The sequence below is a fragment of the Negativibacillus massiliensis genome, assembly GCF_900148495.1.
GTDB classification, from domain to species: domain Bacteria; phylum Bacillota; class Clostridia; order Oscillospirales; family Ruminococcaceae; genus Negativibacillus; species Negativibacillus massiliensis.
In genome coordinates, this window is the sequence record NZ_FTRU01000005.1 from 126,853 (window position 1) to 153,134 (window position 26,282).

Below are 26,282 nucleotides of genomic sequence, written 5' to 3' on the forward strand. Positions count from 1 at the left end.
TGGCGTCGGTTTATAAAACCGCGCATGTTTCGGACAGTTTGTCCGTAAAAGATGGATTATTCAGCAGCAGGTGCTTCTTCAGCAGCCTCTACAGCTGGAGCGCCAGCTTCTTCCTCTTTCTTCTCACCGATTGCTTTAATAGCAACAGCAAGACCTCTGAGGTTGCCAGTAAGTACACTGAGCAACATAGAAACAAGGCCTTCTTTGTTTGGCAGTTTGGACAGAGTCTCAACGCCAGCCTTATCCATCGGTTTACCATCAGCAAAACCAGCTTTTACAGCGTAAGAAGTGTTTTTGTTATCTTCAATGTATTTGCAGATGATTTTTGCAGCAACGATCGGATCATCGTTGGAGATTGCGATAGCGGTGGTGTTTTCCAGAACACTGGAGATTTCCTCGTATGGAGTATCTTTCAGTGCCAGACGGAGCATGGTGTTTTTAACAACACGGTACTCAACGCCAGCTTCACGCAGCTCTTTACGAAGTTTGGTATCGTCTGCAACGGTGATGCCCTTGTAATCAACCAGGACACCTGCAGCAGCGTTAGAGAGCTTTTCTTTCAGCTCAGCAACATACTGCTGTTTTTCGAGTAAAACCTTTTCGTTTGGCAAATCAGTTCACCTCCTGAAAGTTGTTTGCCCCGGACACGATGCCCGCGGCGCGGATTCGATGCAAAGCCGCCCTGAGAAGAAGCCCGTCAGGGTCTTCTCAGAAAACCCGAAAACTAAAAAAGCTCCTTTCTCCCAGTGGAGACCACCGAGGCAGAAAAGAGCGGATGAAAAGTCATAAAATATCCTTATCATCGTTTCCTCGGCAGGCTAACTTTAAGCAATGCTTTTTGCATTTGCACCTGCTGTCTATGGAATCATGACAGCTTTTTTATTATAGCCGAGGAAAGATGGCGTGTCAATAGGAAATTTGTGGTTTTTAAGCCATTTTTCAAAAATTATGAATTGTGCATAACAATCAGCCGGGATTGTCCTTTTGACACGGCAAAAATGCAGTGATTATGCGGCTTTGTGGTACAGGCTCTTGGTTTTCCACTTGCCGCTTTTCCAGCGCAGCTGCATGAGCAGACCGCGCAGGCATTCGTCAGCGGCAAAAGCAATCCAGATGCCAGGAAGTCCGAGCCCCATCGGAACTGCCAGGATAAACGCACCGAGTGTGGCGACAAGCCACATCGAAAATACCGCGACCACCGATGGAAAGACGGTGTCGCCGGCTCCGCGCAGACCATTGATAACTACGATATTAAAAGTTCGTCCCAGCTCTACAAACAGATCGATAAAGAACAGAGATGCACCAATCTGTACGATCACCGGATCGGTGGTGAATACCATCATCAGATACTGGCGCACAAACAGTGCTCCGATGCTGATGGACATGGCAATCAGCAGGGAAACTTTGAGCGAATGCATACAGACGTGGTCGGCAGAGTCGGTGTCCCCGTTGCCGATGTGATAGCCGACCAGAATCTGTGCTGCCTGTGCAATCGAGTTGGAAAAGACATAAAAGAAGATGACGATGTTGGAAAAATAGGTTTTCGCAATAAAATCGTTGTCCGATAAAAAGTGAAAGATAATGGAAGTAACGACCAGCTGAGCAACGTTATAGTTGATCGTTTCAAAGGCAGAAGGAATACCCACCAGCAGGATCTTTTTGGCCTCCTGTTTTGGAAAAGGTTTAAGCAGGGCAAAGATGCTTGGGGATTCCACTCCTTTAAACAGCAAAAAGCACAGGATACAAATACCGGCAACGCGGGCAAGGGTGGTCGCAATAGCAACGCCCCGAACACCCAGAGAAGGCAGTCCGAACAGTCCCAGAACAAATGCGGTATCCAGTACGGCATTTAAAATGTTCATGATGGCGGTGACGTACATGGAAGTTTTGGTGTATCCATGACTTCTTAAAATAGCAGTGACTGAGTTTAAAATTGCCTGGGTAAAGATGAATCCGCCTACGATCAGCAGATATTCACAGCCATATTCCAGAATCTGACCCTGTGCACCCAGAGCAGCCAGCAGCGGACGATGGAACAGGGCAATCAGCGCGGAAATGACAATACCAATAATGCTGCTGAATACCAGCGAAAGGGCAGCGATCATCGAAGCAGTCTGACGTTTTTGTGCACCCAGGCTCTGGGAAATCAAGATAGCCGTAGCACCAGAGATGATGCTGAACACCAGATTGCAGATGGAAATTACCTGATTGGCAGCGCTGACAGCACTGGCAGCAATGTCGTTGTAACGACTGAGCACAAAAATATCGATGAAGCCCAGCAGCATGAACAGCACATTCTCAATAAAGATCGGCCAGGTAAGGCTTAGCAGATTCATTCTTTTCTCCATACAAAATCCTCCGTTTTCTATACACAAAAGTTACCTGACTAAAGGTACAGCCAAAACAGGTGCTTGTCAATTCCTTTTCGACATCATTTTTAACTTCTTATCTTTAGAATAAAAATAAAAAAGCAGGGGGAAAATGACTTGTGTAATCGGTATAGAATTTTTTAAAAAAATCGAAGAAAAATGCTTGACAAGAAGAGAAAGAACTGATATACTTTAGTCAGTAACAAGAATCATTACTGATAAGGAGCTAAGAAATGGCACAACCAAGAAGAAATTCAAAACAGCGGACGCTTGTGCTGGATGTGCTCAAAGCTTCTCACGAACATCCCAATGCAGAGGAAGTTTATCTCGCTGTCAAACAGCAGCTTCCCGATATCAGTTTGGGAACGGTATATCGCAACCTCAATCTTTTAGAAGAGATGGGCCAGATCATCCGAATTCAAACAGGAATCGGCGGAGATCGCTTTGACGCAGTGACCCGGATGCATCCGCATTTAATCTGCACCGAGTGCGGCGGCGTATCCGATCTGGACTGCCAGATTGACAAGGAGACCGAACTGCTCAGGCAGGCATTACAGACAAGCGGCGCGCAGATTCAGGATGTCCAGATCAGGGCATGGGGAATTTGCGGACGGTGCAGAGAAAACAAAGAAAGCAAAGACACATTATAAATATTATTTTAGAAGAAAGGCGGAAAATGGTTATGAATTTGAAAGGTACAAAAACAGAGAAAAACTTACAGGCAGCTTTTGCAGGAGAATCCCAGGCTAGAAACAAATACACCTACTATGCTTCCCAGGCAAAGAAGGAAGGTTTTGAGCAGATCTCTGCAATCTTTACCGAAACTGCAAACAACGAAAAAGAACATGCTAAAATCTGGTTCAAACTGCTCAATGGCGGCATCGGCAATACAGTAGAAAACCTCAAAGATGCAGCAGCTGGCGAGAACTATGAGTGGACCGATATGTACGCAACCTTCGCAAAAGAAGCAAGAGAAGAAGGTTTTGATCACATCGCATTCCTGTTTGAAGAAGTAGGCAAGATCGAGAAAGAACACGAAGAACGCTACAAACAGCTGTGCGAAAACATCGAGGCTGGCAAAGTATTCAACCGTGAAGGCAAAAAAGCTTGGATCTGCCGCAACTGTGGTCACATCCACTTTGGCGAAGAAGCTCCAGAAGTTTGCCCAGTATGCGCTCATCCAAAAGCATACTTTGAACTCAGAGCACAGAACTATTAATAGACAGATAACAATTCCCCTGAAAATCCCGTGCAGATTTTTCTGCACGGGATTTTTGTTCTTCTCCCAGAAGATAAGGTCAAAGGGAGGGAAAGTAGAGTGCAAAAAATTTTCCTTCCGCTTTGTTTTGAAAACAGCAGAACAAAAAGCAGATAATACCGGCAGAATACCCCAGGGGAACAGAAGCAGGAGATATCAAAAGAAACGCTCCTTTTGCAAAAGCAGGAATGAATGCATAGGATAGGAGTGTCAGGGAAAGGGGAGAAACCCCTGTACCGTTTTGATATAAGGAAAGCGGCTGAGAAACTTTTAGTTTCTCAGCCGCTTTGTGCTTTTAAAGAAATGTTATTGAGCGAGAGAAGGCTCAAAGACGATGCAGTGTTCGATGCCGCTTTCCGAAGCGCCCTGAATCAGGGAAGCAACCTCATCCTCAGAAAGTCCGGAGCCATCCACCATGACTGTCAGCTCTTTGCCGGAAAGCTGCTGATTTACAGCGGCACTGGCAGTCTTAACGGTATTGTAGAGGTCAGTGGATGGGTCAGGGATCGAAAGAAGATCGGTTTGAATTCCGTTTCCGAACACTTCCAGACGCAGGTCAAGGACAGCAGAATCTCCAATAATGGTGGAAACATCGCCAAAGTACATCTTGGTTTCGCCGCCCAGCACACTGGTTGCCGGGAACAGGGCGGTGAGCTCTACCCCATTGCCTTCGGCATAGGTGGTCATTTCCTGCAGATACTGCTGCAGGAAAGCATGTTTATCATCCGAAGCGTGTTCTCCGTAGTCGATCATATCCAGAGAATAGCCTTCCGGGAACTGAACACCCTGAAGAACGATCTGTTCAAATCCGGCAGCACAGGCATCATCGACAATCTTGCGGATATAGTCCTGCGTCTGCTGCGAGAATGGATTGAGCCATGCTTTTCCGCCTTTTTCAGGGTCGTTGTCAACCCACAGGAAATCGGAGTCCATATACTGGGTAGCAGCAGCGTTGTTTGCGGAAGGATAGCGGTGGTCGCGGAAGGTATAGATGGATGCCATTGGAACAAGTCCTGCATCCCGAATCTGCTGGACAACTGTATTTAGGTCAACGGTGGTTGTGCCGGTTACCAGAGCATCGGTTGATGGGTTATAGGAGATCGGATAATTTACCGTTCCGTCCGAAGACTTTAAGTCAAACAGAATGCTGTCATATCCCTGTTCCTTTGCAAGCTCCAGAGCCTGAGCAAATTTCTGCTCGTCCGCAACCGTTTCAATTGGCAGATAAGCGGTCTGTGCCTGAGAAAGAACAGCCTGCTGCTGGTCCTCGGTTCCGGTTTCTTCTGAAACACCCGATTGATCAGATGTTGTTTCGTCGACATCAAGTCCGTCGGACTGTGCGGAGGACTCACCAATGACAGCGGTATCCGGATTTTGACGCTGTGAGATCCAGTCCGAGACCGGGGTGTACAGCATCCAGCCAATACCGAACAAAGCAGCCACAGCAGCGACGATAATCAACACGCGCAGGATGATATTTCCCGCAGAACGGCGGTAAATCCTTTTGTGACGTTTAATTTTATAAGGTCTTCCCATAGAGAAATCCTCCCTGAGCAATCACGAGAAGGCAGGCGATTGCAGTACAGAAATTTAGGATGGAAGCTGGTTCCCGAGCAAACCAAACAGCGCAAGGGAAACAATTCCAAGATAGATAAAGGTGATTGGAAGCCCGCGGAACGTCTTAGGCGTATGAGTGAGGGCAAGTTTTTGGCGGATCGACCAGAGCACCAGCATCGCGCAGGTAAATCCTACGCCGGCACCCAGGCAGTAGCCAAAGAAGGAAGAAAAATGTGAGCTGTTGCTCATCCTTGCCGCAATCAGAAGGGTTCCCAGTGTGACACAGTTGACACCATAGAATGGAAGGGACTTCTGAATTGAGGCAAAGCGTTCCGGCATCAGACGCTGCATTGCAAAATAACAGAGGATAAAGACAATGCCGTTGATGAGCAGAAAGCTCAGAGTCATGAACGGAACGAAAGCAGCGTGACTGCGGAAGATCCCGCTTGCAAGGTAAGCAGGAATCGATGAGATGCAGTTAATAACCATCAAAACAGCACCAATGGTGAAAATCTGTCCGGGAGTTCGTTTTTCATACAGTCCCGGAATATCGATTGCGCGGGCAAAGAGCAGGTTTTCAACCATCATTGCGGATAAAAATGCGGCAAAAAGTTCAGTCAAAAAAATCATTTGCCAGCTTCACCCCTTTCGGTGGAAGACTGCGGCAGATTACTGCCGGCTTTTAAGGAGAAGGACAGGATCAACCGATGGATCAAACGGCACAAAGCAGCAAGGAATCCAAACAGGATAAATCCGCCCAAAGCCATCTGGGCTACCGGCAGTCGGGGCAGATCCTTGAGGATCACAAAACCCCAGAGAGAACCATTTGCAAGCAGTTCACGGATTGCACCGCAAAGAAAAGCGATCAAGCAGGCGCCCAGCCACTGGCGCAGAGCAAAGGTCAGAACAGCGACCGGCTTTTTGTTTTGAACCTTTTCGATCGAGTACATCAATAAAGAGTTTACGCAGATCAGAGAAAAGTAAACGCCAATCGTATCAAAAATCAGAGGAGAGATGTTCTGAACCAGATATCTTGCCGGAATCAGCAAGAGACAGGAGACAACCGGATAAACCACAACTCTCAGCCAGAGAGGAAGTCGATTGCCGATCAGTCCCGAAAGAAAAACAGTAGGAACAAAGCAGACCAGCATGGCAACCGAAACGGCAGCGGTGCCGATCAGACCATAGGATGGAATGATGGCGAGCGGAAGGGCAAGTCCCAGTGTCAGCAGAGGATTGTGAAGCAAAATACCATCTGTTTTTCGAAGCAGCTTGTTATATTTTCGTACAAGGGTCAGATTCATTCGTTGGTTCCTCCTTTTTCTGTTGCTGTCTGGAGTTTTGGCATCAGCCATTCACAGAAGCAGTCAAAGGCAGGGGAAAGCGCATTCATCAGCAGAATCGCAAATACGGCGCTGAGCTCGAACGGGCTGTTGTAGCGGAAGAACATGGTCATCAGTCCGGCAGAGAAGCCGTAAAGAATCCGCGCAATGCGGTATTTTGGTGTGGTGACAGGGTCATTTAACAGATAGACCGAGACAAAGAAGAGGGAACCGGCAAACATTTCGTTTGCAATCGACTCCAGCGGATCAACACCGTATGGATGGTTAACGGCAGAAAGCAGTGCAACCGGAATCAGATAACTTAAGGTCAGATACCACTTTGCCGCATTTCTTGCAATCAGATAGATCAGACACGCAAAAATAATCAGTGTGTAGGTGGAACCAATGGTGCCAGGGAAATTACCCAGCAGCAGCTCGGTCAGACCAAGACGCGGGATACCACCCAGTTTGAGGGTAGCGGTTGGTCCCTGAAGAATGGAGACAGATTCGTCAATCGTAAAGGGGAGTTTTTGCAGAGGCTGCACATACTGGAACATCTTGCTGCTCCAACACAGGGTTGCAAAAGCAAGACCTGCGGCGGCCGGATTAAATACGTTGTGTCCGGTACCGCCAAACGGAGCCTTTGTAACCAGAATAGCAAACAGGCAGGCGGCGGCAACAACATAAAAATCGATGGTTGGAGGCATCAGCATCGAGATGATGATGCCGGTGACCAGCGCGCTTAGGTCGCGGAAATTGATTCGGCGGTACAGCAGATAGTTGCATGCCCAGTCGCAGGCCAGACACAGCAGCGCAGAAAAGGCGCCAACAAACAGTACGCGCGAACCATAGTAAAAGTAAGACATGAAATACAGAGGCACCAGCGCGATCACAGCATCGCTCATAACAGTCCGGCTGGATTCAGGATGCCGGATATATGGTGCATGGTGACGTAATGAATTCAACGATACAATGCTCCTTTCTGGAAAAGGGAGATCCTAGTCCTTAGCGTTTGGGAACTTTTGTTTTCCCTTGGTGATGGTGTAGGCAAGGTCCAGGCGCGAAGGGCAGACATAACTGCAGGTGGAACATCCGATGCAGTTGTGCAGTCCTAAAGAAATGGCTTTTTGAGCATGGTTTGTGGTAACACAGCGGTACAGCTTGTGTGGATTTAAGCCGGAAGGACATGCTTCGATGCAACGGCCGCATCCAATGCAGTTGTAAAGCTGTTCCTGACGGTCAATGTGGAAAGCCAGGATGGAACGGGTATCCGCACGAACCATGGTATGCAGCGGATTTTGAATCAGGATACCGTGCATCGCACCGCCTTCGATCAGGCAGGATGGCTCACGAGAAAGGCCGCAGCGTTCTAAAACCTGGTCGACCGAAGTGCCGATGGTGACTTCCAGATTGCAGGGATTGGTGACACAGTTTCCGGCAACAGTGATAAAGGATGTAGTTTGTACCCTTCCTTCGGTGACCGCGCGGTACAGATGCAGAAGAGCAGCGGAACCGATAATCAGGGTGTTTTTGCCCAGGTTGCGGAAAGCGCGGATCTCCATCGGGTAGCGGCCTTCCATACGGCGCACTTCTACCGATTCGATGGAAGCCGGAATTTTTGTGTCCAGTGAGGACATATTTTTATATACAGCAATAAAGCGATGTTTTGCTTCAAAAGCGTCTGCCAGCCAGTTGAGTGCAGTCACAATCTCGGTGCGGCAGTGCAGCAGGGGATTTAGCTGGCTGGATACGTACGGCTCATCATCGATGGCATCAGCACACAAAAAGTCGATGCTCTGCTTGGTGCAGCTGTCCAGTTTTTGGGACAGAGGTTTCCCGTCGCGCTCGTCGATGATGTGGGCAAGGGCTGCGATATGACTCAGCTGTGCCTTGCTCAAAGGCTTCGACAGGTCATATCCATGAGAAAAAGGCTGAGTCTGCAAAGAAACGGAACTTAAAAACGGCAGAAACGGCTTGGAAAGAGCAGGCTCTTTTTCCTGTTCCAGCAGAATGCCGTGAGAAGAACCGGTGGTCAGCCAATCGAAAAAAGACATTCGGGAAAAGACTCCTTTCAATCAAAAACAAAATGGGTGGTGGAAGGGTCAGAGCAAAATTTCTGTTTTTAATACAGAACAAGATTTTTCTGGAAAGGTATGGTGGTCACGATGAAGTTAAAACGCCTGGGAGAAAATAAGCTGGAAATTATCCTCAGCGCAGCAGAGCTTGCCGCGTGGGAATTGTGTCCCCAGCAGATCAAACAGCCGGACCCGCTGACCCAGAGTATTCTGGCTCGGCTTTTACACAAAGCATCCCAGCAAAGCGGGTTTCCGGTCGAAGAGGGGGAGTTTGCAATCGAGATTTCCCAGGACGAGGATCAGACCATCTTTCATCTGACCCGCATTGTGCAGGATCAGGGACAGCTGCAGGTGTTTCGCTTTGGCACCAGTGAGGAGATGCTGGGTGGATGCCTGCGGCTGTATGAACGGATGGGAAATAAAGCCGGAGAAAACAGGCTTTATTGGATGGATGACAGCTACTATCTGACCGTATTGCTGTCGGAAGAAGAGGTAGCTGCCGCAAAAGAAATCCTGCTGGAGTATGGAAGCTGTGCCCTGCATCCAAACGGGGCTGCCGCGGTACTTTCCGAGCACGGCAGCTGTTTAATGAAAGAGGATGCACTGCAAAAGCTGGATCACCATTTTTCAAAAGATTAATCAACCAGAGTCTTGATTGCAGCCGCATAATCCGGCTTGGAGAAGAGGTAGGAGCCTGCAACCAGCACATTTGCGCCAGCTTCGACGCAAACCTTTGCTGTTTCAGCATTGACACCGCCATCAACCTGCAGGTCGATTTCTCTGCCGCTTTCGGAAATCCACTGACGGATCTGGGTAACCTTCGGCATCATGTCGGTCATGAATTTCTGTCCGCCAAAACCAGGTTCCACGGTCATGACCAGAACCATGTCAACGCGGTCAAGATATGGTTTTACTGCTTCAGCAGGGGTTTTTGGCTTGATCGAGATGCCGGCTTTGCAGCCCTTTTCATGAATAGCAGCGATGGTAGCATCCGGATCACTGTCCGATTCCAGATGGAAGGTAATCATATCAGCGCCACCTTTTACAAAGTCATCCAGATAGCGCAGCGGCTCGCTGATCATCAGATGAACGTCAAAGATACCGTCAAAATCCTTGCGGATACATTTCATAACCGGAGCACCAAAGGAAATGTTTGGAACGAAATGTCCGTCCATAACATCGATGTGCAGCCATGGAGCACCAGCCTGCTGCATTTTGCGTGCTTCTTCTCCAAGATTTGCAAAATCAGCCGAGAGAATGGAAGGAGAAACCTTTATCATAAAGTGACATCACCTTTCTGAAATAAAAATTGCGTTTTGGGCAGATAAATTCCATTTTATTTTAAACCAACTGCTGTAAAAGGTCAATCTTTTCGGCTTTTTTCGGGGAGAAAAAGGCGTAAATTTTAGGAATGTTCATATTTGAGGCGGAATATTTCTGTGGTAAAATCTGCATGGAAATATTTTGTCAAAATGCAGATTGTATCGAACGGAATGTTGTGATACCATAAAGTGGTAAAGAAGAAAATCAAAAGCACAAAATTTGTTTTTGAGAAGAAGGAGCGAGAAAACATGATTGACCGCAGAATGATTCCACAGTTTGGATGTGAGATTTCCCGTCTGGGTTATGGCGGAATGCGTTTCCCAAAGAACGGTGATGAAGTAGATGTTGAGGAAGCTGTAAAACTTCTGAGAAAAGCATACGACATGGGCGTCAACTATTTTGATACCGCTGTGGTTTACCATAAAGGAGAATCTGAAAAGATTTTCGGCAAAGCATTTGAAATCTACGATCGCAGCAGCTACTATCTGGCAGACAAGATGAGCATCTGGGTCTGCAAGGATGAGCAGGAGATGAAAGATCTGTTTGAGCGTCAGCTTAAGACACTCAAAACCGATTACATCGACTTTTATCTGGTACACAGCTTAAACCGCAATCATTATCAGAAGGTAAAAGAATTCCACTGTGTGGAATTTCTGCAGGAAATGAAGCGTCAGGGCAAGATCAAACATCTGGGCTTCTCCTTCCATGACACCTATCCGGTATTTACCCAGATTCTTAATGACTATGACTGGGATTTTGTTCAGATTCAGTTAAACTATCTGGATTGGCAGAATCAAGGCGCAGAACAGCTGTATCGTGAACTGGAAAAGAGAAATTTGCCTTGTATGGTTATGGAACCGGTTCGCGGCGGATATCTGGCGACACTGGATGAACAGAGAGCAAAACCATTTTTGGAGATGGAACCGAACCGCTCGATTGCAAGCTGGGCAATCCGTTGGGTAGAATCTCTTCCTCAGGTTACTGTTGTGCTCAGCGGTATGAGCGATATGGCACAGCTGGAAGATAACGTTGCAATGATGACCAACTTTGAGCCAATGAACGAGAAGGAACTGGAAGCAGTTGCAAAGGTAGTGGAAGAAATCCGCAAGGTAAACGATATTCCATGTACCGGCTGCCGTTACTGTATGGACTGCCCGATGGGTGTGGATATTCCAGAAATCTTTGCAATCTATTCCCGCCTGAAGATCTTTGGAAAGGACAAATCATTTGTAGAGGACTACAAAGAGGTTATGGAAAACGGCAACGGCGCAGAACACTGTGTTGGCTGCCAGCAGTGCATGAACCATTGTCCACAGAGCATTGAGATTCCGGATAAACTGGCGATGATCCACCGCCTCTATCTGGATAAAAAAGCAGAACTGGAAGCTGCTGAAGCTGCAAAATAATCATGAAAATAAAAAAGGGACTGTTCCAACGGAACAGTCCCTTTTCTTTACCATAGGTTATACATTGTGAACCGGATTTACATGCACCATGCAGTGCTTTACATCCTGGAAGGAGTCTTCAATCGACTGATGAACTTCCTCGGCGATATCGTGCGCCTGTACCAGTGTCAGGCTGCCGTCTGCTTCAATCTCGGCATCCACATAGATGCGGGAGCCGAACATTCTGGTCTGCAGGCTGCTGATGCCCAGCACGCCATCCTGTTTGCAGATGACCTGGCGCATTTCCTCCATGGTCTTTTCATCACAGGATTTGTCGACCATCTTGTCGACTGCATCGCGGAATACATCGATGGCAGCTTTCAGAATGAACAGGCAGATAACCACGCTGGCAATCGGGTCCAGAACAGGGAATCCCAGTCTTGCGCCGCCGATACCAATTAAAGCACCGATAGAAGAAAGCGCATCGGAACGGTGATGCCATGCGTCAGCACGCAGTGCATCCGAGCGAATTTTGTCTGCGGTGAATTTGGTGAACCAGTACATCCATTCTTTGGTGACGATGGAAACAAGCGCAGCAATCAGTGCAAGCATTCCCGGAACTTCCAGAGAATCTGAGTTCATAAAGAAAATCTTCTGGATACCGCTCCAACCGATTCCAAGTCCGGTTGCAAAGAGGATGACAGCAAGGACAATGGCGGCCACACATTCCATGCGCTCATGTCCGTATGGATGTTCTTTATCTGCTTTTTTGCCCGAGATAGTGACACCGATCATGACGATGAAGGTGCTGAACACGTCCGAGGCGGAGTGGACAGCGTCCGAGATCATCGCGCCGGAATTGGCGAAGATACCTGCCAGTAACTTAAAGGCGGACAGCACCAGATTGACAATGACGCTGATGACCGAAACGCGCATGGCAAGGTGAGTTTCGTTGACGATGGTTTGGGATGGGTTTTGGTTTTTCATGGTAAGTTACCTCCAGTGTAAAAAGTGAAAGATAACTCTGTGACCTGCAAAGTTTATCAGGTTACCGTCCCGAAAAAAAGAGCACCTGCGGGACAATAACTAGTAAACTACTGTCCCGCAGATGCCCATACTGTTCATCCGCTGTCACCAAGGTGACCCGGCATTACGCCTGCTCAGTTTGTACTGTAGATAAGATGCAGTGCAAAGAGTATACCCAACATTATATCATATGCAGATGGGAAGGTCAAGGTGTTAATCAAAGATGAAGATATCTTCAATCGGTGCTCCCACAACACGGGAAATATCCACCGCCAGTTTCAGCGAAGGGTTATATTTTCCAGCTTCCAGGCGCATGATGGTTTCCCGGCGTACCCCCACCATCTGACCGAGCTGTTCCTGTGTCAGGTTTTTGAGTTGTCTGTATTTTTTCAGTTCGCAGCGAAATTCCGGCATATCCTAGTCCTCCAGTTGGTCGTAGCGGTACAGCAGATAGGGCTGTAAAAATTTGACCAATCCCAGACACAGCCCCAGAGAGGACATTAAAAACGGAGAAAGGAACTGAGAGGAGTTCAGCTGTGCAGATATGACGACGCAAAAAGCGATCATCTGGATGCAAAAACGAGAGGCATTTGCGGTGGCGCGCAGTTCATTTTGACAAAAGCGTTCGTCGCGCAGGATATCGGAAAGTTTTCCCTCGAAAAAGAATCCGAAAAATCCGAAGAAACAGAAGAAAAGGAAGGGAAAAGTCTGTCCGGAAAGCAGATAACAGGGGATTCCGGAAAATCCCAAAAATCCCAGCAGACCCAGCCAGCCCAGCTTAGGGTTGACATGAGGAGTGCGGGAAGGTTGTTCTTTTGACTGATCGGAAACAAGCTGAGTGTAGTCCTGTCTGAATACGATCAAAATGGTAAGACATAAAATGACCTCTTTCATGGGGAGATCAGGGTTAATGAGCATGAGGATAATGGAAATTGTAATCAGCACAGCATAAACTTTCCACAGGAATTTGAGGGAGAAGCATTGCTTCATAAAGGTTCCTCCTTAAAAGTGATAAATATATCTCTTTATAAGATAAATATATCACTTTTTAAGAGAAAAATCAACTCCCATGAAAGGAAGTTGAAAAGATTTAGCTTAGTTTTAAGCGGTAGATACGATGTGGTTTGATTCCTTCCTCCCAGTAACAATAGGTTTTTGGAACATCGCATATTTCAAGTAATTCTGCGCCAAGGTGTTCCATCGTTTTATAGGAAGCGATGTTGTCTTCGTTGCAGGTAATATCCAGATAATCCATCCCATGCACTTTTGCAACAGGCAGTAGCATCTGACAAGCGATCATGGCATAATGGTGCCCGCGATATGGTTCATCAATTTCATAACCTAAATTTCCGTTATAGTAGGAGTGGAAATTATGGCCGATCCGAATGCTGATCTTTCCGATGGGCTGGTCGGAATCGTTTTTGTAAATATCATAATAGTAAAAAGGAATTGCCTGCTCATCACCGGGATTTTTCTCGATGATTTTTAAGGTAAGAATTTCTCCAGTAATTCTGTCAAAACGATCCAAAAAGGAAAACATGAAACCTTCCTCCTTTAAGATAGATATTTGTCGGAGCTTTGTATCAAGTATAGCATAATAAAAGCAGGGAGCCAAGAACCATTCGGTTCTTGGCTCCCTGCTTTTTGACGCATTTAGAGAGGAAAATTACTCAATTGCGATGTATTTGTTTTGCTCGATTTTAGCTGGCTCTTTTTTCGGAACGGTCAGTCTCAGGATACCATCCTCGAATTTTGCATGAATGTCGTTCTGGGTCAGAGCATCGCCGACATAGAAGGTACGGCTCATGCTGCCTGCATAACGTTCTCTGCGGATATACTGACCATCTTTCTTTTCTTCGTCTTTATCAAGACCTTTTGCAGCCTGGATGCTCAGATAGCCGTTGTCCAGCTGGATGCTGATTTCATCTTTCTTGAATCCAGGCAGGTCGATGTCCAGTTCATAACTGTTTTCAGTTTCACGAACATCGGTCTTCATCATGTTCTTATTATGTTTTCCGTACAAAGGTCTGGTCATACGTTCCAGTTCTTTGTCGAAATCAAAGTTCATCATTTCATCAAAAAGGTTTTCTCCAAACAGGCTTGGTAATAACATAAATCATTCCTCCATTTAAATCCATTATAACTGTTCGTAAGAACATCGGGATTGGATCTCTGCGAGGAGCTTTCGTTCCTCTGGAGGTCTTTTTCTTTTGTTCTGAACATAGTATAACTCTGAATATTAGCACTGTCAATAGGAGAGTGCTAATATTTACAAACCATCCATAAAGAACATATTTTATGCAATAAGTTTACAAAATACTGTAATTCTTTGGTAAAAGAATATAAAAAAGGCTCCCTGTTTCGGGAGCCTTTTCAGAGAAACTTATTTTTTGACTGCACGAACAATCAGCATCATCGGGCGGCGCATCTCATCCTTCATGCCGGGGAGATCCAGCGTATCTTCCGGCGGCATAGGTTCTGCAACAGCGGTAATTTCAAAACCGTTGTTGAGCAGACCCATCAGATAGGTGGTAAGGGTACGATGATATTTCGTTACCGATTCCCCCAGAAAGTTTGCGGTGCGCTTTCCTTCATAATAATAGTTATCGACAGGGAAGTGCGCAATACTGCCATCCGGATTGGTCACCCACTGCTGGGAGCCTTCTGCGGTAAAGACAGGATGCTCACAGGAAAACAGGAAGGTTCCTCCCGGTTTTAAGAAGCGGGAAACTTGTTTTGCAACCATATCAAAGGATTCGATATAGTGCAGGGCAAGGGAGGAAAGCACAATATCAAAGCTGCTTTCCTCAAACTGAGCGTCTTCGATTGCGGTGCAGCGATATTCCACCTGTTCAAAATGAGTCTTTTCCCGGGCAACAGCAAGCATGCGATCAGAAATATCGATGCCGATGACCTGTTTGGCACCGTGCTCCGCGGCATAGATGCAGTGCCATCCATAGCCACAGCCGAGATCCAGCACCGCTTTTCCACGAAAATCAGGAAGGAGCGGCTCAAGTGTTTTCCACTCACCTGCTCCTGCAAGACCCTGTTTGGAGCGGCTCATCTGACTGTATTTTTCAAAAAAGGTTTTTTCGTTATATTTGTTCTCTTTCATGGTAAAATCCCCCATACGAAAATAGATTCAGTTTGTTTGGCTTTCGTATGGGACTATTTGCGCTTGTGGCCATGCATGCCTCATCAGCCCTTTCTAAGCATAAAATCGTGTAAAATTAATAGTGATAAACTTTACGAAGTCGAATGAAGTAAAAAATAGAAACGCCCAGTGTCAGCAATTCTGCAACCGGAACGGTCAGCCAGATTCCGTTTACTCCCATCACCATTGGAAGCAAGAACATGGACAGCAGCAGAAAGACGAAGGTTCGCAGAAAGGAGATGATTGCGGAGACCTTTCCGTTGGAGAGTGCGGTAAACATACCGGAAGAAAAGATATTGGTTCCCACAAAAAGAAAGCTTGTGGCAAACAGTTTAAATCCCGATGAGGTAATGGAAAATACCTCACTGGAAGGAGAGACGAAGATGGAAATCAGCATATCGCAGGCAAGGAGCGCAAACAGCACGACACCGACAGCGCTGATAGCAACAAAACGGATGCTGATATTGAAAATGCGGTGCAGCTGTTCATGGTTTTCACAGCCGTGATTATAGCTGAATACCGGTGCAACACCGGAAGCAAATCCAAAATAGATTGAGGTCAAAAACCATTGTGCATACAGAGCAATGGTAATGGAAGCAACGCCTGCTTCCCCGAGATAATGCAGCATGGTGAGGTTAAAAAACAGAGTTGTTACGGCATTGGAGAGGTTGGTTACCATCTCGGAGGAACCGTTTGCACAGATGTGTGCCAGAACAGGGGCGTCAAAGGTCGGCTTCACAAAGTGCAGACTGCCGTTTCGATCCAGAGAGAAGAAGATAAGGCCAAAGATTGCCGGGATGCAGTAGCCGATGGCCGTTCCATAAGCGGCACCCTTTACACCCAGAGGGATGACAACGATAAACAAAAAGTCGAAAAAGATATTGGCAATTCCGGCAAGGACAGTAACGACCAGGCCAAGATGAGGTTTGCCGGCTGTGATAAAGAAGGTTTGGAACAAAAGCTGAAGCACAGCAAACGGAGAGAACAGCATCAAGGTATACAGATAGTCGTAGCAGTAAGGGTCCAAGGCAAGGGTGGAACCCATCAGATGAATCAGCGGGCGGGTAAAGAAAATCCCTACCAGAGTCATGGCGATACCAAACAGCACACCGATCAGCACCACCATCGAGAATAACTGACGGGCAAGGGCATGTTCTCCCTCTCCCATCTTTTTGGCGATGACAGCACTTCCTCCGGTGGCAAGCATGACAGCCACTGCAATGATGAAGCTGATCAGCGGATAAACGATATTCAGCGCGGACAGCGCAGTTTCAGAAACGAAATTTGATACAAACACCGCATCCACCATCTGATATAATGCCATAAACAGCATCATAATCATAGAGGGAAGAGTGAATTTTAACAGGGATAGGGTATCAAATTTTTTTGCAATCTGGTTGTTCATGGTTTATGTCCTCCATATATTTTTCTCCGATTTTTTCCAGTACGCGGCAGAAAACATCGATCTCTTCCTGAGAAACTTCCTGCTCTGCAAGAGAAACCGCACGACAAAGGCTGCGGTTATAATTTTCATAAGCTTTGGCAACCTGATCGTTGAAGGTGAGATAGTAGACCCGTTTGTCTTTCTGGCTCTGAACCTTTTTGACCAGCCCCTGTGCGATCATATCATTGATTTTTGAGGTGACTGCTGGCTTTGAGATATGAAGCTGCTGGGCAATCTTGCTGGCAGTACAGTCAGGGATAAAGTAGATCAGATCCAGATAAAGCAGAGTGTTATAGCTGACATCCGGACAAAGCTGGTTATGGTTCATCAGATTCAGTTCATTTAAGGAAAGAGTATAGAAAAATTTTTTTACAACATCGCGTGTCAAGGAAAACACCTCCAAATAGTTAAGCAAATATAATTAAATTAACTTAATGATATTACCATAGAATTTTTAAACCGTCAAGTGTCGAAAAAGAAAAGCCCTCCACCATGATGGTGAAGGGCAGACAAACAAGAAATCAGGTATGGCTGGTGACAGGAAGACAGAGCTGTTTTGTAAAGAACAAATCGGTTCCCCGAACAAATAGGGTGGAGTCTTTTTGCTCAAGAGGGAAAACGGAAAAGCCGGACAGTTCTTCCGGAAGAAAATAAAGCTCCGCCCGCTTGGTCTGGGAATCAGACAGGGAAGAAATGATGTGGTTAAGTGGAACTTTTTTCGGGGACAGAACATCATAGACAGCCAGAGTATCCTCTTTGACAGAAGCAATGGCAACAGCATCCATTTCCGGGAAATAGTACAGGCTGTTTTCCAGAAAGGTTAGCTCGGAAAAGCCGCTGTACAAAAAGAGCATCGATTGGTTTTGCAGTGGTGTCATCCGGTATTGCGCAGTTGTTTGAGAAGCGATACGCATAAGAATCTGTTGGTCCTGCTGCTGTGTTACATCCAGCTTGCGGACATCAGCCTTATTTGCAGCAATCCTGTCTTTATCAGTCTGTTCAGCGGCGGCAAAAAATTCCGGAGCACGCTTAAATCCAAACTTTGGATAGAAGTCCAGCACACTGTCGTTAGCGTATAAAAAGACAAAATCAACCTGCTGCTCAAAATTTTCCAGCACCCTGTCGATCAGCCAGCGGCTCAGTCCACGACCGCGATAATCCGGGTCGGTCATCACTGTGCCAAGCTGGAGCGCTTTGAGCGTTTTCCCTTCCAGTGCAAAGGTGAAAATCGTTGCGGTGACATGGGAGACCATCTTTTGCAGGTCAAACAGGGAATAGGGCACGCAGCTGTCCGGCCAGAAACCGTTCTGATACCAGCGCTCAAAGGAAAATCCCCAGGTTTCTTTGGTCATCCGATTGAGCGCCTCCCGGCGGAAATCGGTGTTTTTATAGTCATAGTCAAACTGATAAACCTTGTTTTGTATGGTGACAAATCGAGTCGGCATGTTGTTTCCTCTGCAAGAACTTTGCATGATGGGAGAATATACGGACAAGATGATTGTATCACAAATCCGATTTTTGTAAACAGGAAACCAGGACGAATCCAATCTATTGACGAATCAGAAGAAATACGTTATTCTTATCTGAGAATAACGCAGAACAGGAGGAATTGGATGCAAAAAAAAGAAGGGATCAGAAAAGAAAGCAGGGAAGGCAGGATTCGGACAATTCTGCTGCTTGGGATTTTGTTTGTTGTTTGCTTTCTGGGGTCTTTTTTGCTGGGAAGATATGCAGTTTCCCCAAAAGAACTGGGAGGAATCCTTCTCTCCCGCCTGATTTCAATAGAACCATTCTGGAGTTCAGCGGCAGAACGTGTTGTGTTCAATATTCGATTGCCGCGCGTGCTTTCGGCAGCCCTGATCGGAGCAGGGCTTTCTGCAGCGGGTCTTTGCTATCAGGGACTGTTTCAAAATCCGATGGTTTCCCCGGATGTGCTGGGTGCTTCGGCGGGAGCTGGTTTTGGTGCGGCACTGGGAATTTTGCTGGGCTTTTCCTATTTTAACATTTCTGCCTTTTCCTTCGTCTGCGGTCTTGGTGCGGTGCTTCTGGTGCAGCTGGTTGCGTCCCAGGTAAAATCCAGCCCGATGATCGGTCTGGTATTGGGCGGCATCATGATAAGTTCATTGTTTTCTTCGGGAATATCCTTTATCAAGCTGGTGGCAGACCCAAACGATACTTTGCCTGAGATTACCTACTGGCTGATGGGAAGCCTGTCTGCCATTCGAATGCAGGATCTCCTGTTTGCAGTTATCCCGATTGGGATTGGATGTTTCATTCTGCTGCTGCTTCGGTGGCGGCTTAATATTCTGACGTTGGGCGAGGAAGAAGCAAGGAGCATCGGGGTGAATACCAGAATACTGCGCTATGTGGTTATTCTGTGCGCTACGCTGATTACAGCCGCTTGTGTGTCGATTAGCGGTATGATCGGCTGGGTGGGACTTGTGATTCCGCACTTTGCGCGAATGATGGTCGGATACGATTACCGCGCCACACTGCCAGCGTCCCTCTTGCTGGGCGCAAGCTTTATGATGCTGGTGGACAATCTGTCGCGCACCCTGACTACGGCGGAGATACCACTGGGGATTCTGACCTCCTTTGTGGGGGCACCGTTCTTTCTCTATCTGCTGTTAAAGGAGGGAAAGAGATGATGGAACATGTGATGAAACATCAAGAGATCCTTTCAGTCAGAGAGGTTTCGTTTGGATATCGAAATCATCCTGTGCTTCAAAAGGTGAGCTTTTCCCTTGCACCAAAGGATTTTCTCTGTCTGCTTGGACCAAACGGCGTTGGAAAAAGCACACTGTTTCGCTGCATTCTGGGAATCAATACCGGTTATTCGGGCAATATTTTCCTGGGAAATAAAAATCTGCGCACCTTAAGTACGAGAGAGCTTGCAGAAAAGATCGCTTACATTCCGCAGTACAGCACACCGGTGTTTGGATATACTGTCTTTGAGATGGTGCTGATGGGAACAGCTGGTTCCCACAGCCTTTTTTCCAGTCCCGGCAAAGCGCAGAAAGAGGCAGCGCATAGGGCAATCGAACGGATGGGAATTTCCCATCTGAGCGACCGCAGCATTGCGGAGATTTCCGGAGGAGAACGCCAGCTTGCACTGATTGCGCGGGCATTGGCACAGGATGCGGACTACCTGCTGATGGACGAGCCGACAGCAAATCTTGACTACGGCAACCAAATTCGGGTTATGCAGATGATTTCCTCCTTAGCCCAGCAGGGATACGGTATCCTGCTTTCTACCCATAATCCCGAACATGCATTAAATTATGCAAACCGGATTCTGGTACTCAAAGATGGAAAAGTATTAAGTGAGGGCAGTCCGCAGACAGCAGTTGACCGACAGATTTTAAATGAGGCTTATGGAGTAAATGTCCGGATTCACTCGATTGAGCAGTCGGATGGAAGCTATCTGGTGTGCGTGCCGGATCAGATACAATAATCGAAAGGAAGAATTTTATATGATGAAAAAACATTTTACGATCAGACTGATGGCTTTGATGCTGGCAGCACTGATGATGGGAGCAGCATTTTCTGCCTGCTCGCAGACACAGCAAACCGAACAGACTGAGCAGACACAGGAGACACAGACAGCAGAAAAAACGGAAGAAAGTGCTCAGGATACGGAACAGACAAAGGAAGGTCAGTGGGAGTTTACTGACTCGCTGGGAAGAACGGTTTCTTTTGAAGGGCAGATCGAGCGGGTCGCTCCGTCCGGAAATATGGCGCAGCAGTGTCTGTTTTCCATTGCAGCAGACAAGATGGTGGGACGTGCCGGTGAGGTTGCCAAGAATGCAGAGGCTTATTATGGAGAAGAGTTTGTAAATCTTCCAGTCTTTGGGGCTTTTTACGGAAGCAAATCTGACCTCAACAAAGAAGCGGTAATTGCGGCAGATCCACAGGTCATTATCGACATCGGTGAGGTCAAGGACGGCATGAAAGAGGAACTGGACGATCTTCAGGAACAGCTGGGAATTCCGGTCGTTTTTATCGAAGCAGATTTGGAAGGAACAGGAACAGCCTTCCGTACATTGGGACAGCTGCTTGACTGCGAAGAAGAGGCAAACAAAATTGCGGACTACTGTGACCAGACCATGCAGGATGCACAGGAAAAGTCGGCATCCATTCCGCAGGAGGAGCGCAAGAGCGTTTATTATGGACTGAATGAGAACGGACTGAGCAGTTTTGCACAAGGCTCTTTTCATACCGAAGTAATTGAACTTGTGGGCGCTGACAACTGCGTGCAGGTGGAAGGTGCTGGCAGCGGTGCAATAGAGATCAGCTTTGAGCAGCTGCTCAACTGGAATCCGGATGTTCTGCTGTTTGGCGAGCAGTCAATGGCAGATGGTGTGGCAAATGATCCGGTTTGGCAGGAGCTGACAGCGGTGCAGGAAGGCAATTACAGCAAAATTCCATCTGAGCCGTACAGCTTTCTGGACCAGCCTCCGGCAGCAAACCGCGTCATCGGTGTCAAATGGCTGGGAAATCTGCTTTATCCTGAAATCTATGACTATGATATGGTGAAGGAAGTGCAGGAATTTTACAGCCTGTTTTACCACTATGACTTGACCGAAGAGCAGGCACAGGAAATTTTGGGCAGATAGGATAAAAAAATCGTATAAAAAAACGCCGCTTAAATCAAGCGGCGTTTTTTTATCGCAGTAAGGAACAAAACAGTTTTTCTGACATGATGTGAGATAAAATCTCCCAAAGACGCTCCTTTGCGTTTTCCATGCAATAGCAGTTAGGGGAAACATCCTCCCACGTCACACTGGTACAATACCGAAAAGAGGACCAGTTAGGGTTGAGGGTTTGGCAGTTGGAAAATGCGGTCACATACAGGTTTTGCAGCAAAAAGTCAAAGCCCTGCTGATAGCTTTTGGGAGAAAGAGCGGAGACGCTTTTCAAAAAGGTGGTCTCTGCGGGAGCTTTGTTGAGCAGAAAAGAATAAATTCTCTCGGCGGATGGAGTAAGAGGTTTTGGGAAACGAAGATTTTTCAAAAGGTAGTAACATTCCGCACTGAGATAGGTGGTGCGCTTTTGAAAGACCTTACAGTAAAACAGCTGATGGTTGTCAATCAGTTCCACCACATCGTTCCAGCTGCATCCGATATCCTCCAACGCGGGAAGAAACGGGTTTTGGTTGCACAGCAAGATGCCGTTGTGCTCAAGATAATTCAGAAGATGGTTCATCTGTCCGCCTTCTTTCAGAATCTATTTTAGCGTATATCAGGACAAAGGTTTATCTGAAAAGGTAATGGCAACAATCTGAGCATAGTCGCTGTCGATTTCTTCCGGATGCTCCAGCGCATAGTCCGGGAAATAAGCGGTGTGGGAGGTCTGGCTATCCGAGTAACCGTAGTATACGTGAAACGCAATTGGTTTGTTTATCTGAATTTCGGTGCGGCTGCTCAGAGAAGTGGTGGAATGAGCAGAATATTCCGGTACGCTTTCATCCGGCATCGGAGCGGAATGGGTAAAACCGGTCTTACTCTGTACTGCAATCAAAAGGAGAGCGCCAGTTTTTTCATCCTGCCGGATGGCAATGCGTCCATCGATCGGAAGGTTATCCTGATTGATGCTAGAAGAATAGCCCTGTGAAGCGACCCACTGTCCATCCTGAAGCTCAAAGGTTTGAATGGTAAAGGATTTTCCCGTGTTGACGGTAAAGTCAAACAGGAGTGGTTCCTGTGCCTCTGCCAGCTTGAGAATATTGATTTCCTCTTCGGTAAGCTCTGCCTTTTCAAGATAGTTGCCGACTTTTTCCTGCTGCGGCGTACAGCCGGAAAGCAGGAAAATCAGCATAAGGATACTCAGCAGAGAAAGAAGCAGTTTTTTCATCGGTACCTCCGTGACTGGATTTTAGTGAAGTGGTTTATCAGAAAAGGTGACGGTAATCATCTCAACGTACTCGCTGGTAAAGGTTTCCGGGTGAGCAAGCGGGTCGGTTGGGACAGTTCCATCGCTGGAGTTATCCGGTTTGTCTGCGCAGAAGAGCAGCAGGTAGACCGGCTCATTGAGGGTAACGGTAGTCTCATTCTGGTTGGTAGCTGCACTGCGCATCTCGTATTCGGAGTGATTGCTCAGCTCAGCGGTGCGCGCAAGGCTTCCGGCAGTTTCCCGCACCGCAGCGGAGGTAAGTCCGAAACTGTTGGACTCGGTGCTGTAATTGAGCGCCATGCGGCCCTCCATCGGCTTGGAAGCGTCATCTGTTTCCATAGCAAACAAGGAACCTTCTTCCTTGACCCATGCTCCATCTTTTAAGATCATCTTTTCGATTGCCATCGATTTTGCACCCTCGACATGGTAGTCCAGCAGAATCGGAAGGTTTGGATTGGTAAGTGTCAGCAGCTCACGCTCGGATTCAGTGAGTTTGACCGGTTTGAGATAGTTTCCTTTTTGTACCTGACAGCCGCAGAGCAGCGTCATACAAAGGGTCAGGGAAAGCATCAGCCCAAGGATTCGATTCATAAAAAGCACCTCGATTCGATAAAAATCAGGATTACTATTAAAATTATCATATCATGGAAGTTTTGAAAAAACAAGGAGGTTTGTAGAAAATAAAAAAAGGATATTTTTTAGCTAAAAAGAATAAAAATACATTGCTTGACTTTTAAAAAACTGTATGATATAGTTAAAAACAGAAAAGAGCGTTTGCGGATCATATGGAAGATCTGCAAACGCTCTTTTTTCGTAGGAAAGAAAATGGAAAAAAGACAGAAAGAAAAGAGGAAACGGCATGAGTTTGACAATGAAGGAGAAATGGGAACGGAGGATTATCCCATTTTTGATGGAAACACTGGGCGGAATTTTGGTTGCAGTTGCACTGGACAGCTTTGCGGTCAATGCTGAATTTCCGCTGACCGGATTTTCGGGCATCGCCCTGATTTTCAATCGTCTGTTTGGGCTTCCGCTGGGCGCAACCATCGTGGTGCTCAACATCCCGCTGGCATTGCTGTGCTATAAGCTGCTGGGAAAGGGATTTTTCTTCCGTTCTATCCGCTGTATGATTATCTCTTCTTTCTTCATAGACTATATCGGGCCGATGTTCCCGGCGTATGACGGGGATCGTCTGCTTGCTGCCCTCTGCACAGGGGTTATTATGGGAATCGGTTATGCACTCATTTATATGCAAAATTCCTCTACCGGAGGTGCAGATTTCATGGTGATGGCGCTCAAGAGCCTGCATCCGCATCTGTCTTTGGGAAAACTGGTTTTCCTGACCGACTTTGTCATTGTCATGGCAGGCGGCATCCTTTTTAAGGATGTGGATGGTGTTATCTACGGTATGATCGTGAACTTTATCTTCTCCGCGGTGATCGATAAGGTAATGTACGGTGCAAATGCCGGAAAGCTCACCCTGATTGTTACCGACCATGGGGACAAGATTTCCCAGACCATCGAGGATACCTGTCATCGCGGTTCCACCCTCATCAAGGCGGCAGGCGATTACAGCAAGGATGACAAACAGGTCGTTATGTGTGCATGCAGCGATAAACAGATGTATCAGGTACAGCAGGCGGTCAAAGCGGCAGACCCGGCTTCCTTCATGGTAGTGCTGGAATCCAACGAGGTACATGGAGAAGGCTTCAAGTACATCCAGATGGGTGACTAGGACCAGTACAAAATTTTCTGGGTCAGGGAGTTATTTGACTGCCCGGATTTCTTCGCTGCGGTAGAAGGAAAACCACAGCTGCAATGCCATACAGCTCCAGACAAACGGCTCACAGAAGCATACACCGAGATACCCCATAAATGGGATGAGCAGTGAAGCAAAGATGACCTTTCCGACCAGTTCGATGATACTGGAGAACAATGGAATGATTTTGCGTCCCATTCCCTGAAGAGCGTTTCGCAGATTAAGTAGTACGCCCAGCACGATAAAAAATGGGGAATTGATGCGCATATACATGGAACCGGTTTGCAGGATAAACGGGTCGGAGGAACCGCTCATGACATGAACCAGAAATGGAGCCGATAAAAAGATCAGAATGGTGACGACAACAGAATAGATGGTGGTCAGCATATTTGCCTGATATACACCCTGACGGATGCGGTCATATTGCTCTGCACCCTTGTTCTGGGAAGTGAAGGTAGCGATTGCTGCAGCTACGGTGGCAAATGGCATGGTCAGCAAACCGAACAGTTTGCGGGCTGTTGTATGTGCAGCGATAATCTGGGTGCCCAGTACATTGATAGAGGACTGCAGGGCAACCGTTCCCAGAGAGACAATGGAGAGCATAAATCCCATCGAAAAGCCCTGTTCCAGAAGTTCCCGGCACAGAGCCGAATCAAAGGAAAAATCCTTGCGGGAAGGCACCAGGACCTTTGCGCGGCGCAGGATAAACCAGAAGCAGAAAATACAGCAGACGCCCTGCGCGATGACGGTGGCGACGGCAGCCCCGGCAATCCCCATGGAAAATCGGGTCATAAACAGAAAGTCCAGTGCAATATTTAATACCGAAGCAATCAGCAGAACAATCAGCGGGGTGATGCTGTCACCGATGGCACGTAAAAGAGCAGCCCCAAGATTATAGAGCATGGTGATGGCGACCGCCATGCAGATAATGGAAATGTAGCCATAGGCTTCTTCCAGAATGTCAGCAGGCGTTTTGAGAAGGATCAGCAGGGGCTTGAGCGCAACAAAAGAAACGATCATCAAAACAGCGCTTAGCATCAAACTCAAAATTAACGAGGAGGCTACCGCCTTTTTCAGTTTTTCACGGTCGTTGGCGCCCCACAGACAGGCAATTACAATGCCGAATCCGCTGCCCACACCGTTTGCAAATCCGATGATCAATTCAAACACGGCGGAGGTGGAGCCGATAGCGGCGAGTGACTGATCGCCCAATACGTTTCCGACAATCATAGTGTCGGCGGTGTTGTACAGCTGCTGGAACAGGTTGGAGATAAAAAGCGGTACAGCAAACAAAAGCAGTGCTTTCATAATGCTGCCGCGGGTCAGATCGATGGTTCTGGTCTGCATCATCATTCCTCTTTTCACAGTGATTGGTTGTGCTCAAAAGCAGCTCCTATTATAGCACAACACAATATCCGAAGCTATGTTAAAACAAAAGATATTTATGAAAAATGACATTCTTTTTTCATCAATACAGCAATTCTGGTTAGATAAAATATTTAAAAATAAAACCAATAAATTTATCACATAAAAGTGTTTCAAAACCGAGGGATTTGTGGTATATTGTACTTGAAAGCATCCGGTATTTTCTGGTACTTTTTATGGAAAATGCACCCACAAAAAAATATTGAATTTTATAGATAAATTAAACAAAAAAATACGCTCGTCAAAGAAATCACAGGTGCGTTTCGTTTAAAGTGATTGGAAACTTCAAACAA

At 46.9% G+C, this 26,282-nt stretch carries 29 protein-coding genes, 1 riboswitch and 1 other annotated feature; of the genes, 8 read left to right on the plus strand and 21 right to left on the minus strand.

Annotation, left to right across the window (positions count from 1 at the left end; all coding sequences use genetic code 11):
* Positions 1-56: 56 nt before the first annotated feature.
* Entirely contained in the window at positions 57-611 is a 555-nt protein-coding gene (gene rplJ / locus BQ5375_RS00870; protein WP_022132915.1) for a 50S ribosomal protein L10, read from the minus strand.
* 106 nt (positions 612-717) lie between these two features.
* Positions 718-881, minus strand: a sequence feature (ribosomal protein L10 leader region).
* A gap of 126 nt (positions 882-1,007) precedes the next feature.
* Positions 1,008-2,348, minus strand: a complete 1,341-nt coding sequence (locus BQ5375_RS00875; protein WP_022132916.1) for an MATE family efflux transporter — start codon at positions 2,346-2,348, stop codon at positions 1,008-1,010.
* A 254-nt stretch (positions 2,349-2,602) separates the two neighbouring features.
* Here BQ5375_RS00875 and BQ5375_RS00880 point away from each other — a divergent pair, with 254 nt between their 5' ends.
* Positions 2,603-3,019, plus strand: coding sequence for a Fur family transcriptional regulator (locus BQ5375_RS00880; protein ID WP_022132917.1), 417 nt, complete (start codon positions 2,603-2,605; stop codon positions 3,017-3,019).
* A 32-nt stretch (positions 3,020-3,051) separates the two neighbouring features.
* Positions 3,052-3,588, plus strand: coding sequence for a rubrerythrin (gene rbr, locus BQ5375_RS00885; protein ID WP_022132918.1), 537 nt, complete (start codon positions 3,052-3,054; stop codon positions 3,586-3,588).
* Positions 3,589-3,933: 345 nt separating this feature from the next.
* Here rbr and BQ5375_RS00890 read toward each other — a convergent pair whose 3' ends face one another.
* The 5 genes from BQ5375_RS00890 to BQ5375_RS00910 are packed head-to-tail and all read right to left on the minus strand — an operon-like array spanning position 3,934 to position 8,560.
* A complete protein-coding gene (locus tag BQ5375_RS00890) occupies positions 3,934-5,163 on the minus strand; it encodes a putative glycoside hydrolase (protein ID WP_076917280.1) in 1,230 nt (409 codons plus the stop codon).
* A 54-nt stretch (positions 5,164-5,217) separates the two neighbouring features.
* On the minus strand, positions 5,218-5,814 hold the full coding sequence (locus tag BQ5375_RS00895; protein ID WP_076917281.1) for an Rnf-Nqr domain containing protein: 597 nt from the start codon (positions 5,812-5,814) through the stop codon (positions 5,218-5,220).
* Complete coding sequence (locus BQ5375_RS00900; protein ID WP_076917282.1) at positions 5,811-6,488, minus strand: Rnf-Nqr domain containing protein; 678 nt, start codon at positions 6,486-6,488, stop codon at positions 5,811-5,813. Before BQ5375_RS00900 ends, BQ5375_RS00895 begins: the two co-directional genes overlap by 4 nt.
* Complete coding sequence (locus BQ5375_RS00905; protein WP_022132922.1) at positions 6,485-7,471, minus strand: RnfABCDGE type electron transport complex subunit D; 987 nt, start codon at positions 7,469-7,471, stop codon at positions 6,485-6,487. Before BQ5375_RS00905 ends, BQ5375_RS00900 begins: the two co-directional genes overlap by 4 nt.
* 33 nt (positions 7,472-7,504) lie before the next feature.
* Positions 7,505-8,560 (minus strand): 4Fe-4S dicluster domain-containing protein, encoded by a 1,056-nt coding sequence (locus tag BQ5375_RS00910; RefSeq protein WP_022132923.1) that lies wholly within the window; start codon positions 8,558-8,560, stop codon positions 7,505-7,507.
* 111 nt (positions 8,561-8,671) lie between these two features.
* On the opposite strand from BQ5375_RS00910, the gene BQ5375_RS00915 reads away from it, so the two are divergent.
* Entirely contained in the window at positions 8,672-9,220 is a 549-nt protein-coding gene (locus BQ5375_RS00915) for an adaptor protein MecA (protein WP_022132924.1), read from the plus strand.
* Here the strand turns inward: BQ5375_RS00915 and rpe are convergent.
* A complete protein-coding gene (rpe, locus tag BQ5375_RS00920) occupies positions 9,217-9,861 on the minus strand; it encodes a ribulose-phosphate 3-epimerase (RefSeq protein WP_022132925.1) in 645 nt (214 codons plus the stop codon). The genes BQ5375_RS00915 and rpe overlap by 4 nt on opposite strands.
* 291 nt (positions 9,862-10,152) lie before the next feature.
* Here rpe and BQ5375_RS00925 point away from each other — a divergent pair, with 291 nt between their 5' ends.
* Complete coding sequence (locus BQ5375_RS00925; protein ID WP_022132926.1) at positions 10,153-11,310, plus strand: aldo/keto reductase; 1,158 nt, start codon at positions 10,153-10,155, stop codon at positions 11,308-11,310.
* Positions 11,311-11,367: 57 nt separating this feature from the next.
* Here the strand turns inward: BQ5375_RS00925 and BQ5375_RS00930 are convergent, their stop codons facing one another.
* The 9 genes from BQ5375_RS00930 to BQ5375_RS00970 form a co-directional block, all read right to left on the minus strand.
* Complete coding sequence (locus BQ5375_RS00930) at positions 11,368-12,276, minus strand: cation diffusion facilitator family transporter (RefSeq protein ID WP_022132927.1); 909 nt, start codon at positions 12,274-12,276, stop codon at positions 11,368-11,370.
* A 108-nt stretch (positions 12,277-12,384) separates the two neighbouring features.
* Positions 12,385-12,463: riboswitch (NiCo riboswitch) on the minus strand.
* 65 nt (positions 12,464-12,528) lie between these two features.
* Positions 12,529-12,729, minus strand: a complete 201-nt coding sequence (locus BQ5375_RS00935; protein ID WP_022132928.1) for a helix-turn-helix transcriptional regulator — start codon at positions 12,727-12,729, stop codon at positions 12,529-12,531.
* A 3-nt stretch (positions 12,730-12,732) separates the two neighbouring features.
* Complete coding sequence (locus tag BQ5375_RS00940; protein WP_076917283.1) at positions 12,733-13,305, minus strand: DUF3796 domain-containing protein; 573 nt, start codon at positions 13,303-13,305, stop codon at positions 12,733-12,735.
* A 100-nt stretch (positions 13,306-13,405) separates the two neighbouring features.
* A complete protein-coding gene (locus tag BQ5375_RS00945; RefSeq protein WP_076917284.1) occupies positions 13,406-13,855 on the minus strand; it encodes a GNAT family N-acetyltransferase in 450 nt (149 codons plus the stop codon).
* A gap of 126 nt (positions 13,856-13,981) precedes the next feature.
* A complete protein-coding gene (locus BQ5375_RS00950) occupies positions 13,982-14,428 on the minus strand; it encodes an Hsp20/alpha crystallin family protein (RefSeq protein WP_076917285.1) in 447 nt (148 codons plus the stop codon).
* A 270-nt stretch (positions 14,429-14,698) separates the two neighbouring features.
* Positions 14,699-15,430 (minus strand): class I SAM-dependent methyltransferase, encoded by a 732-nt coding sequence (locus tag BQ5375_RS00955; protein ID WP_076917286.1) that lies wholly within the window; start codon positions 15,428-15,430, stop codon positions 14,699-14,701.
* A 115-nt stretch (positions 15,431-15,545) separates the two neighbouring features.
* Entirely contained in the window at positions 15,546-16,874 is a 1,329-nt protein-coding gene (locus BQ5375_RS00960; protein ID WP_076917287.1) for an MATE family efflux transporter, read from the minus strand.
* Positions 16,846-17,301, minus strand: a complete 456-nt coding sequence (locus tag BQ5375_RS00965) for a MarR family winged helix-turn-helix transcriptional regulator (RefSeq protein WP_022132934.1) — start codon at positions 17,299-17,301, stop codon at positions 16,846-16,848. Before BQ5375_RS00965 ends, BQ5375_RS00960 begins: the two co-directional genes overlap by 29 nt.
* Positions 17,302-17,434: 133 nt before the next feature.
* Positions 17,435-18,358 carry a GNAT family N-acetyltransferase gene (locus tag BQ5375_RS00970; protein ID WP_022132935.1) on the minus strand — a complete coding sequence of 308 codons (924 nt, stop codon included), beginning with the start codon at positions 18,356-18,358 and terminating at the stop codon, positions 17,435-17,437.
* A gap of 168 nt (positions 18,359-18,526) precedes the next feature.
* Between BQ5375_RS00970 and BQ5375_RS00975 the strand changes: the two genes are divergently transcribed.
* The 3 genes from BQ5375_RS00975 to BQ5375_RS00985 are packed head-to-tail and all read left to right on the plus strand — an operon-like array spanning position 18,527 to position 21,529.
* Entirely contained in the window at positions 18,527-19,561 is a 1,035-nt protein-coding gene (locus BQ5375_RS00975) for a FecCD family ABC transporter permease (protein WP_022132936.1), read from the plus strand.
* A complete protein-coding gene (locus BQ5375_RS00980) occupies positions 19,558-20,367 on the plus strand; it encodes an ABC transporter ATP-binding protein (RefSeq protein WP_022132937.1) in 810 nt (269 codons plus the stop codon). The genes BQ5375_RS00975 and BQ5375_RS00980 overlap by 4 nt, the downstream gene beginning before the upstream one ends.
* Positions 20,368-20,386: 19 nt before the next feature.
* The gene (locus tag BQ5375_RS00985; RefSeq protein ID WP_022132938.1) at positions 20,387-21,529 is read left to right on the plus strand and encodes an ABC transporter substrate-binding protein; all 1,143 of its coding nucleotides are present in this window, start codon (positions 20,387-20,389) and stop codon (positions 21,527-21,529) included.
* 49 nt (positions 21,530-21,578) lie between these two features.
* Here BQ5375_RS00985 and BQ5375_RS00990 read toward each other — a convergent pair whose 3' ends face one another.
* The 3 genes from BQ5375_RS00990 to BQ5375_RS01000 are packed head-to-tail and all read right to left on the minus strand — an operon-like array spanning position 21,579 to position 23,396.
* Positions 21,579-22,118, minus strand: a complete 540-nt coding sequence (locus BQ5375_RS00990) for an AlkZ-related protein (protein WP_022132939.1) — start codon at positions 22,116-22,118, stop codon at positions 21,579-21,581.
* Positions 22,119-22,154: 36 nt separating this feature from the next.
* On the minus strand, positions 22,155-22,766 hold the full coding sequence (locus BQ5375_RS00995) for a hypothetical protein (protein WP_022132940.1): 612 nt from the start codon (positions 22,764-22,766) through the stop codon (positions 22,155-22,157).
* 21 nt (positions 22,767-22,787) lie between these two features.
* Positions 22,788-23,396 carry a hypothetical protein gene (locus tag BQ5375_RS01000; protein ID WP_022132941.1) on the minus strand — a complete coding sequence of 203 codons (609 nt, stop codon included), beginning with the start codon at positions 23,394-23,396 and terminating at the stop codon, positions 22,788-22,790.
* A 268-nt stretch (positions 23,397-23,664) separates the two neighbouring features.
* Here BQ5375_RS01000 and BQ5375_RS01005 point away from each other — a divergent pair, with 268 nt between their 5' ends.
* Positions 23,665-24,540: a YitT family protein gene (locus tag BQ5375_RS01005; protein WP_235849966.1), complete on the plus strand. Its 876-nt coding sequence runs from the start codon at positions 23,665-23,667 to the stop codon at positions 24,538-24,540.
* A gap of 30 nt (positions 24,541-24,570) precedes the next feature.
* On the opposite strand, the gene BQ5375_RS01010 is transcribed toward BQ5375_RS01005, so the two are convergent.
* Entirely contained in the window at positions 24,571-25,911 is a 1,341-nt protein-coding gene (locus tag BQ5375_RS01010; protein WP_076917288.1) for an MATE family efflux transporter, read from the minus strand.
* Positions 25,912-26,282 lie beyond the last annotated feature (371 nt).

Excerpts from the sequence above, each read along its gene's own strand:
- BQ5375_RS00930 (WP_022132927.1), bottom strand. The coding sequence starts at position 12,276 with ATGAAAAACCAAAACCCATCCCAAACCATCGTCAACGAAACTCACCTT.
- BQ5375_RS00935 (WP_022132928.1), bottom strand. The coding sequence starts at position 12,729 with ATGCCGGAATTTCGCTGCGAACTGAAAAAATACAGACAACTCAAAAAC.
- BQ5375_RS00990 (WP_022132939.1), bottom strand. The coding sequence starts at position 22,118 with ATGAACCATCTTCTGAATTATCTTGAGCACAACGGCATCTTGCTGTGC.
- BQ5375_RS00945 (WP_076917284.1), bottom strand. The coding sequence starts at position 13,855 with ATGTTTTCCTTTTTGGATCGTTTTGACAGAATTACTGGAGAAATTCTT.
- BQ5375_RS01005 (WP_235849966.1), top strand. The coding sequence starts at position 23,665 with ATGAGTTTGACAATGAAGGAGAAATGGGAACGGAGGATTATCCCATTT.
- BQ5375_RS00955 (WP_076917286.1), bottom strand. The coding sequence starts at position 15,430 with ATGAAAGAGAACAAATATAACGAAAAAACCTTTTTTGAAAAATACAGT.
- BQ5375_RS00890 (WP_076917280.1), bottom strand. The coding sequence starts at position 5,163 with ATGGGAAGACCTTATAAAATTAAACGTCACAAAAGGATTTACCGCCGT.
- rbr (WP_022132918.1), top strand. The coding sequence starts at position 3,052 with ATGAATTTGAAAGGTACAAAAACAGAGAAAAACTTACAGGCAGCTTTT.
- rpe (WP_022132925.1), bottom strand. The coding sequence starts at position 9,861 with ATGATAAAGGTTTCTCCTTCCATTCTCTCGGCTGATTTTGCAAATCTT.
- BQ5375_RS00915 (WP_022132924.1), top strand. The coding sequence starts at position 8,672 with ATGAAGTTAAAACGCCTGGGAGAAAATAAGCTGGAAATTATCCTCAGC.
- BQ5375_RS00980 (WP_022132937.1), top strand. The coding sequence starts at position 19,558 with ATGATGGAACATGTGATGAAACATCAAGAGATCCTTTCAGTCAGAGAG.
- BQ5375_RS00900 (WP_076917282.1), bottom strand. The coding sequence starts at position 6,488 with ATGAATCTGACCCTTGTACGAAAATATAACAAGCTGCTTCGAAAAACA.
- BQ5375_RS00975 (WP_022132936.1), top strand. The coding sequence starts at position 18,527 with ATGCAAAAAAAAGAAGGGATCAGAAAAGAAAGCAGGGAAGGCAGGATT.
- BQ5375_RS00995 (WP_022132940.1), bottom strand. The coding sequence starts at position 22,766 with ATGAAAAAACTGCTTCTTTCTCTGCTGAGTATCCTTATGCTGATTTTC.
- BQ5375_RS00940 (WP_076917283.1), bottom strand. The coding sequence starts at position 13,305 with ATGAAGCAATGCTTCTCCCTCAAATTCCTGTGGAAAGTTTATGCTGTG.
- BQ5375_RS00880 (WP_022132917.1), top strand. The coding sequence starts at position 2,603 with ATGGCACAACCAAGAAGAAATTCAAAACAGCGGACGCTTGTGCTGGAT.
- BQ5375_RS00910 (WP_022132923.1), bottom strand. The coding sequence starts at position 8,560 with ATGTCTTTTTTCGATTGGCTGACCACCGGTTCTTCTCACGGCATTCTG.
- BQ5375_RS01010 (WP_076917288.1), bottom strand. The coding sequence starts at position 25,911 with ATGCAGACCAGAACCATCGATCTGACCCGCGGCAGCATTATGAAAGCA.
- BQ5375_RS01000 (WP_022132941.1), bottom strand. The coding sequence starts at position 23,396 with ATGAATCGAATCCTTGGGCTGATGCTTTCCCTGACCCTTTGTATGACG.
- BQ5375_RS00970 (WP_022132935.1), bottom strand. The coding sequence starts at position 18,358 with ATGCCGACTCGATTTGTCACCATACAAAACAAGGTTTATCAGTTTGAC.
- BQ5375_RS00925 (WP_022132926.1), top strand. The coding sequence starts at position 10,153 with ATGATTGACCGCAGAATGATTCCACAGTTTGGATGTGAGATTTCCCGT.
- BQ5375_RS00985 (WP_022132938.1), top strand. The coding sequence starts at position 20,387 with ATGATGAAAAAACATTTTACGATCAGACTGATGGCTTTGATGCTGGCA.
- BQ5375_RS00960 (WP_076917287.1), bottom strand. The coding sequence starts at position 16,874 with ATGAACAACCAGATTGCAAAAAAATTTGATACCCTATCCCTGTTAAAA.
- BQ5375_RS00895 (WP_076917281.1), bottom strand. The coding sequence starts at position 5,814 with ATGATTTTTTTGACTGAACTTTTTGCCGCATTTTTATCCGCAATGATG.
- BQ5375_RS00950 (WP_076917285.1), bottom strand. The coding sequence starts at position 14,428 with ATGTTATTACCAAGCCTGTTTGGAGAAAACCTTTTTGATGAAATGATG.
- BQ5375_RS00875 (WP_022132916.1), bottom strand. The coding sequence starts at position 2,348 with ATGGAGAAAAGAATGAATCTGCTAAGCCTTACCTGGCCGATCTTTATT.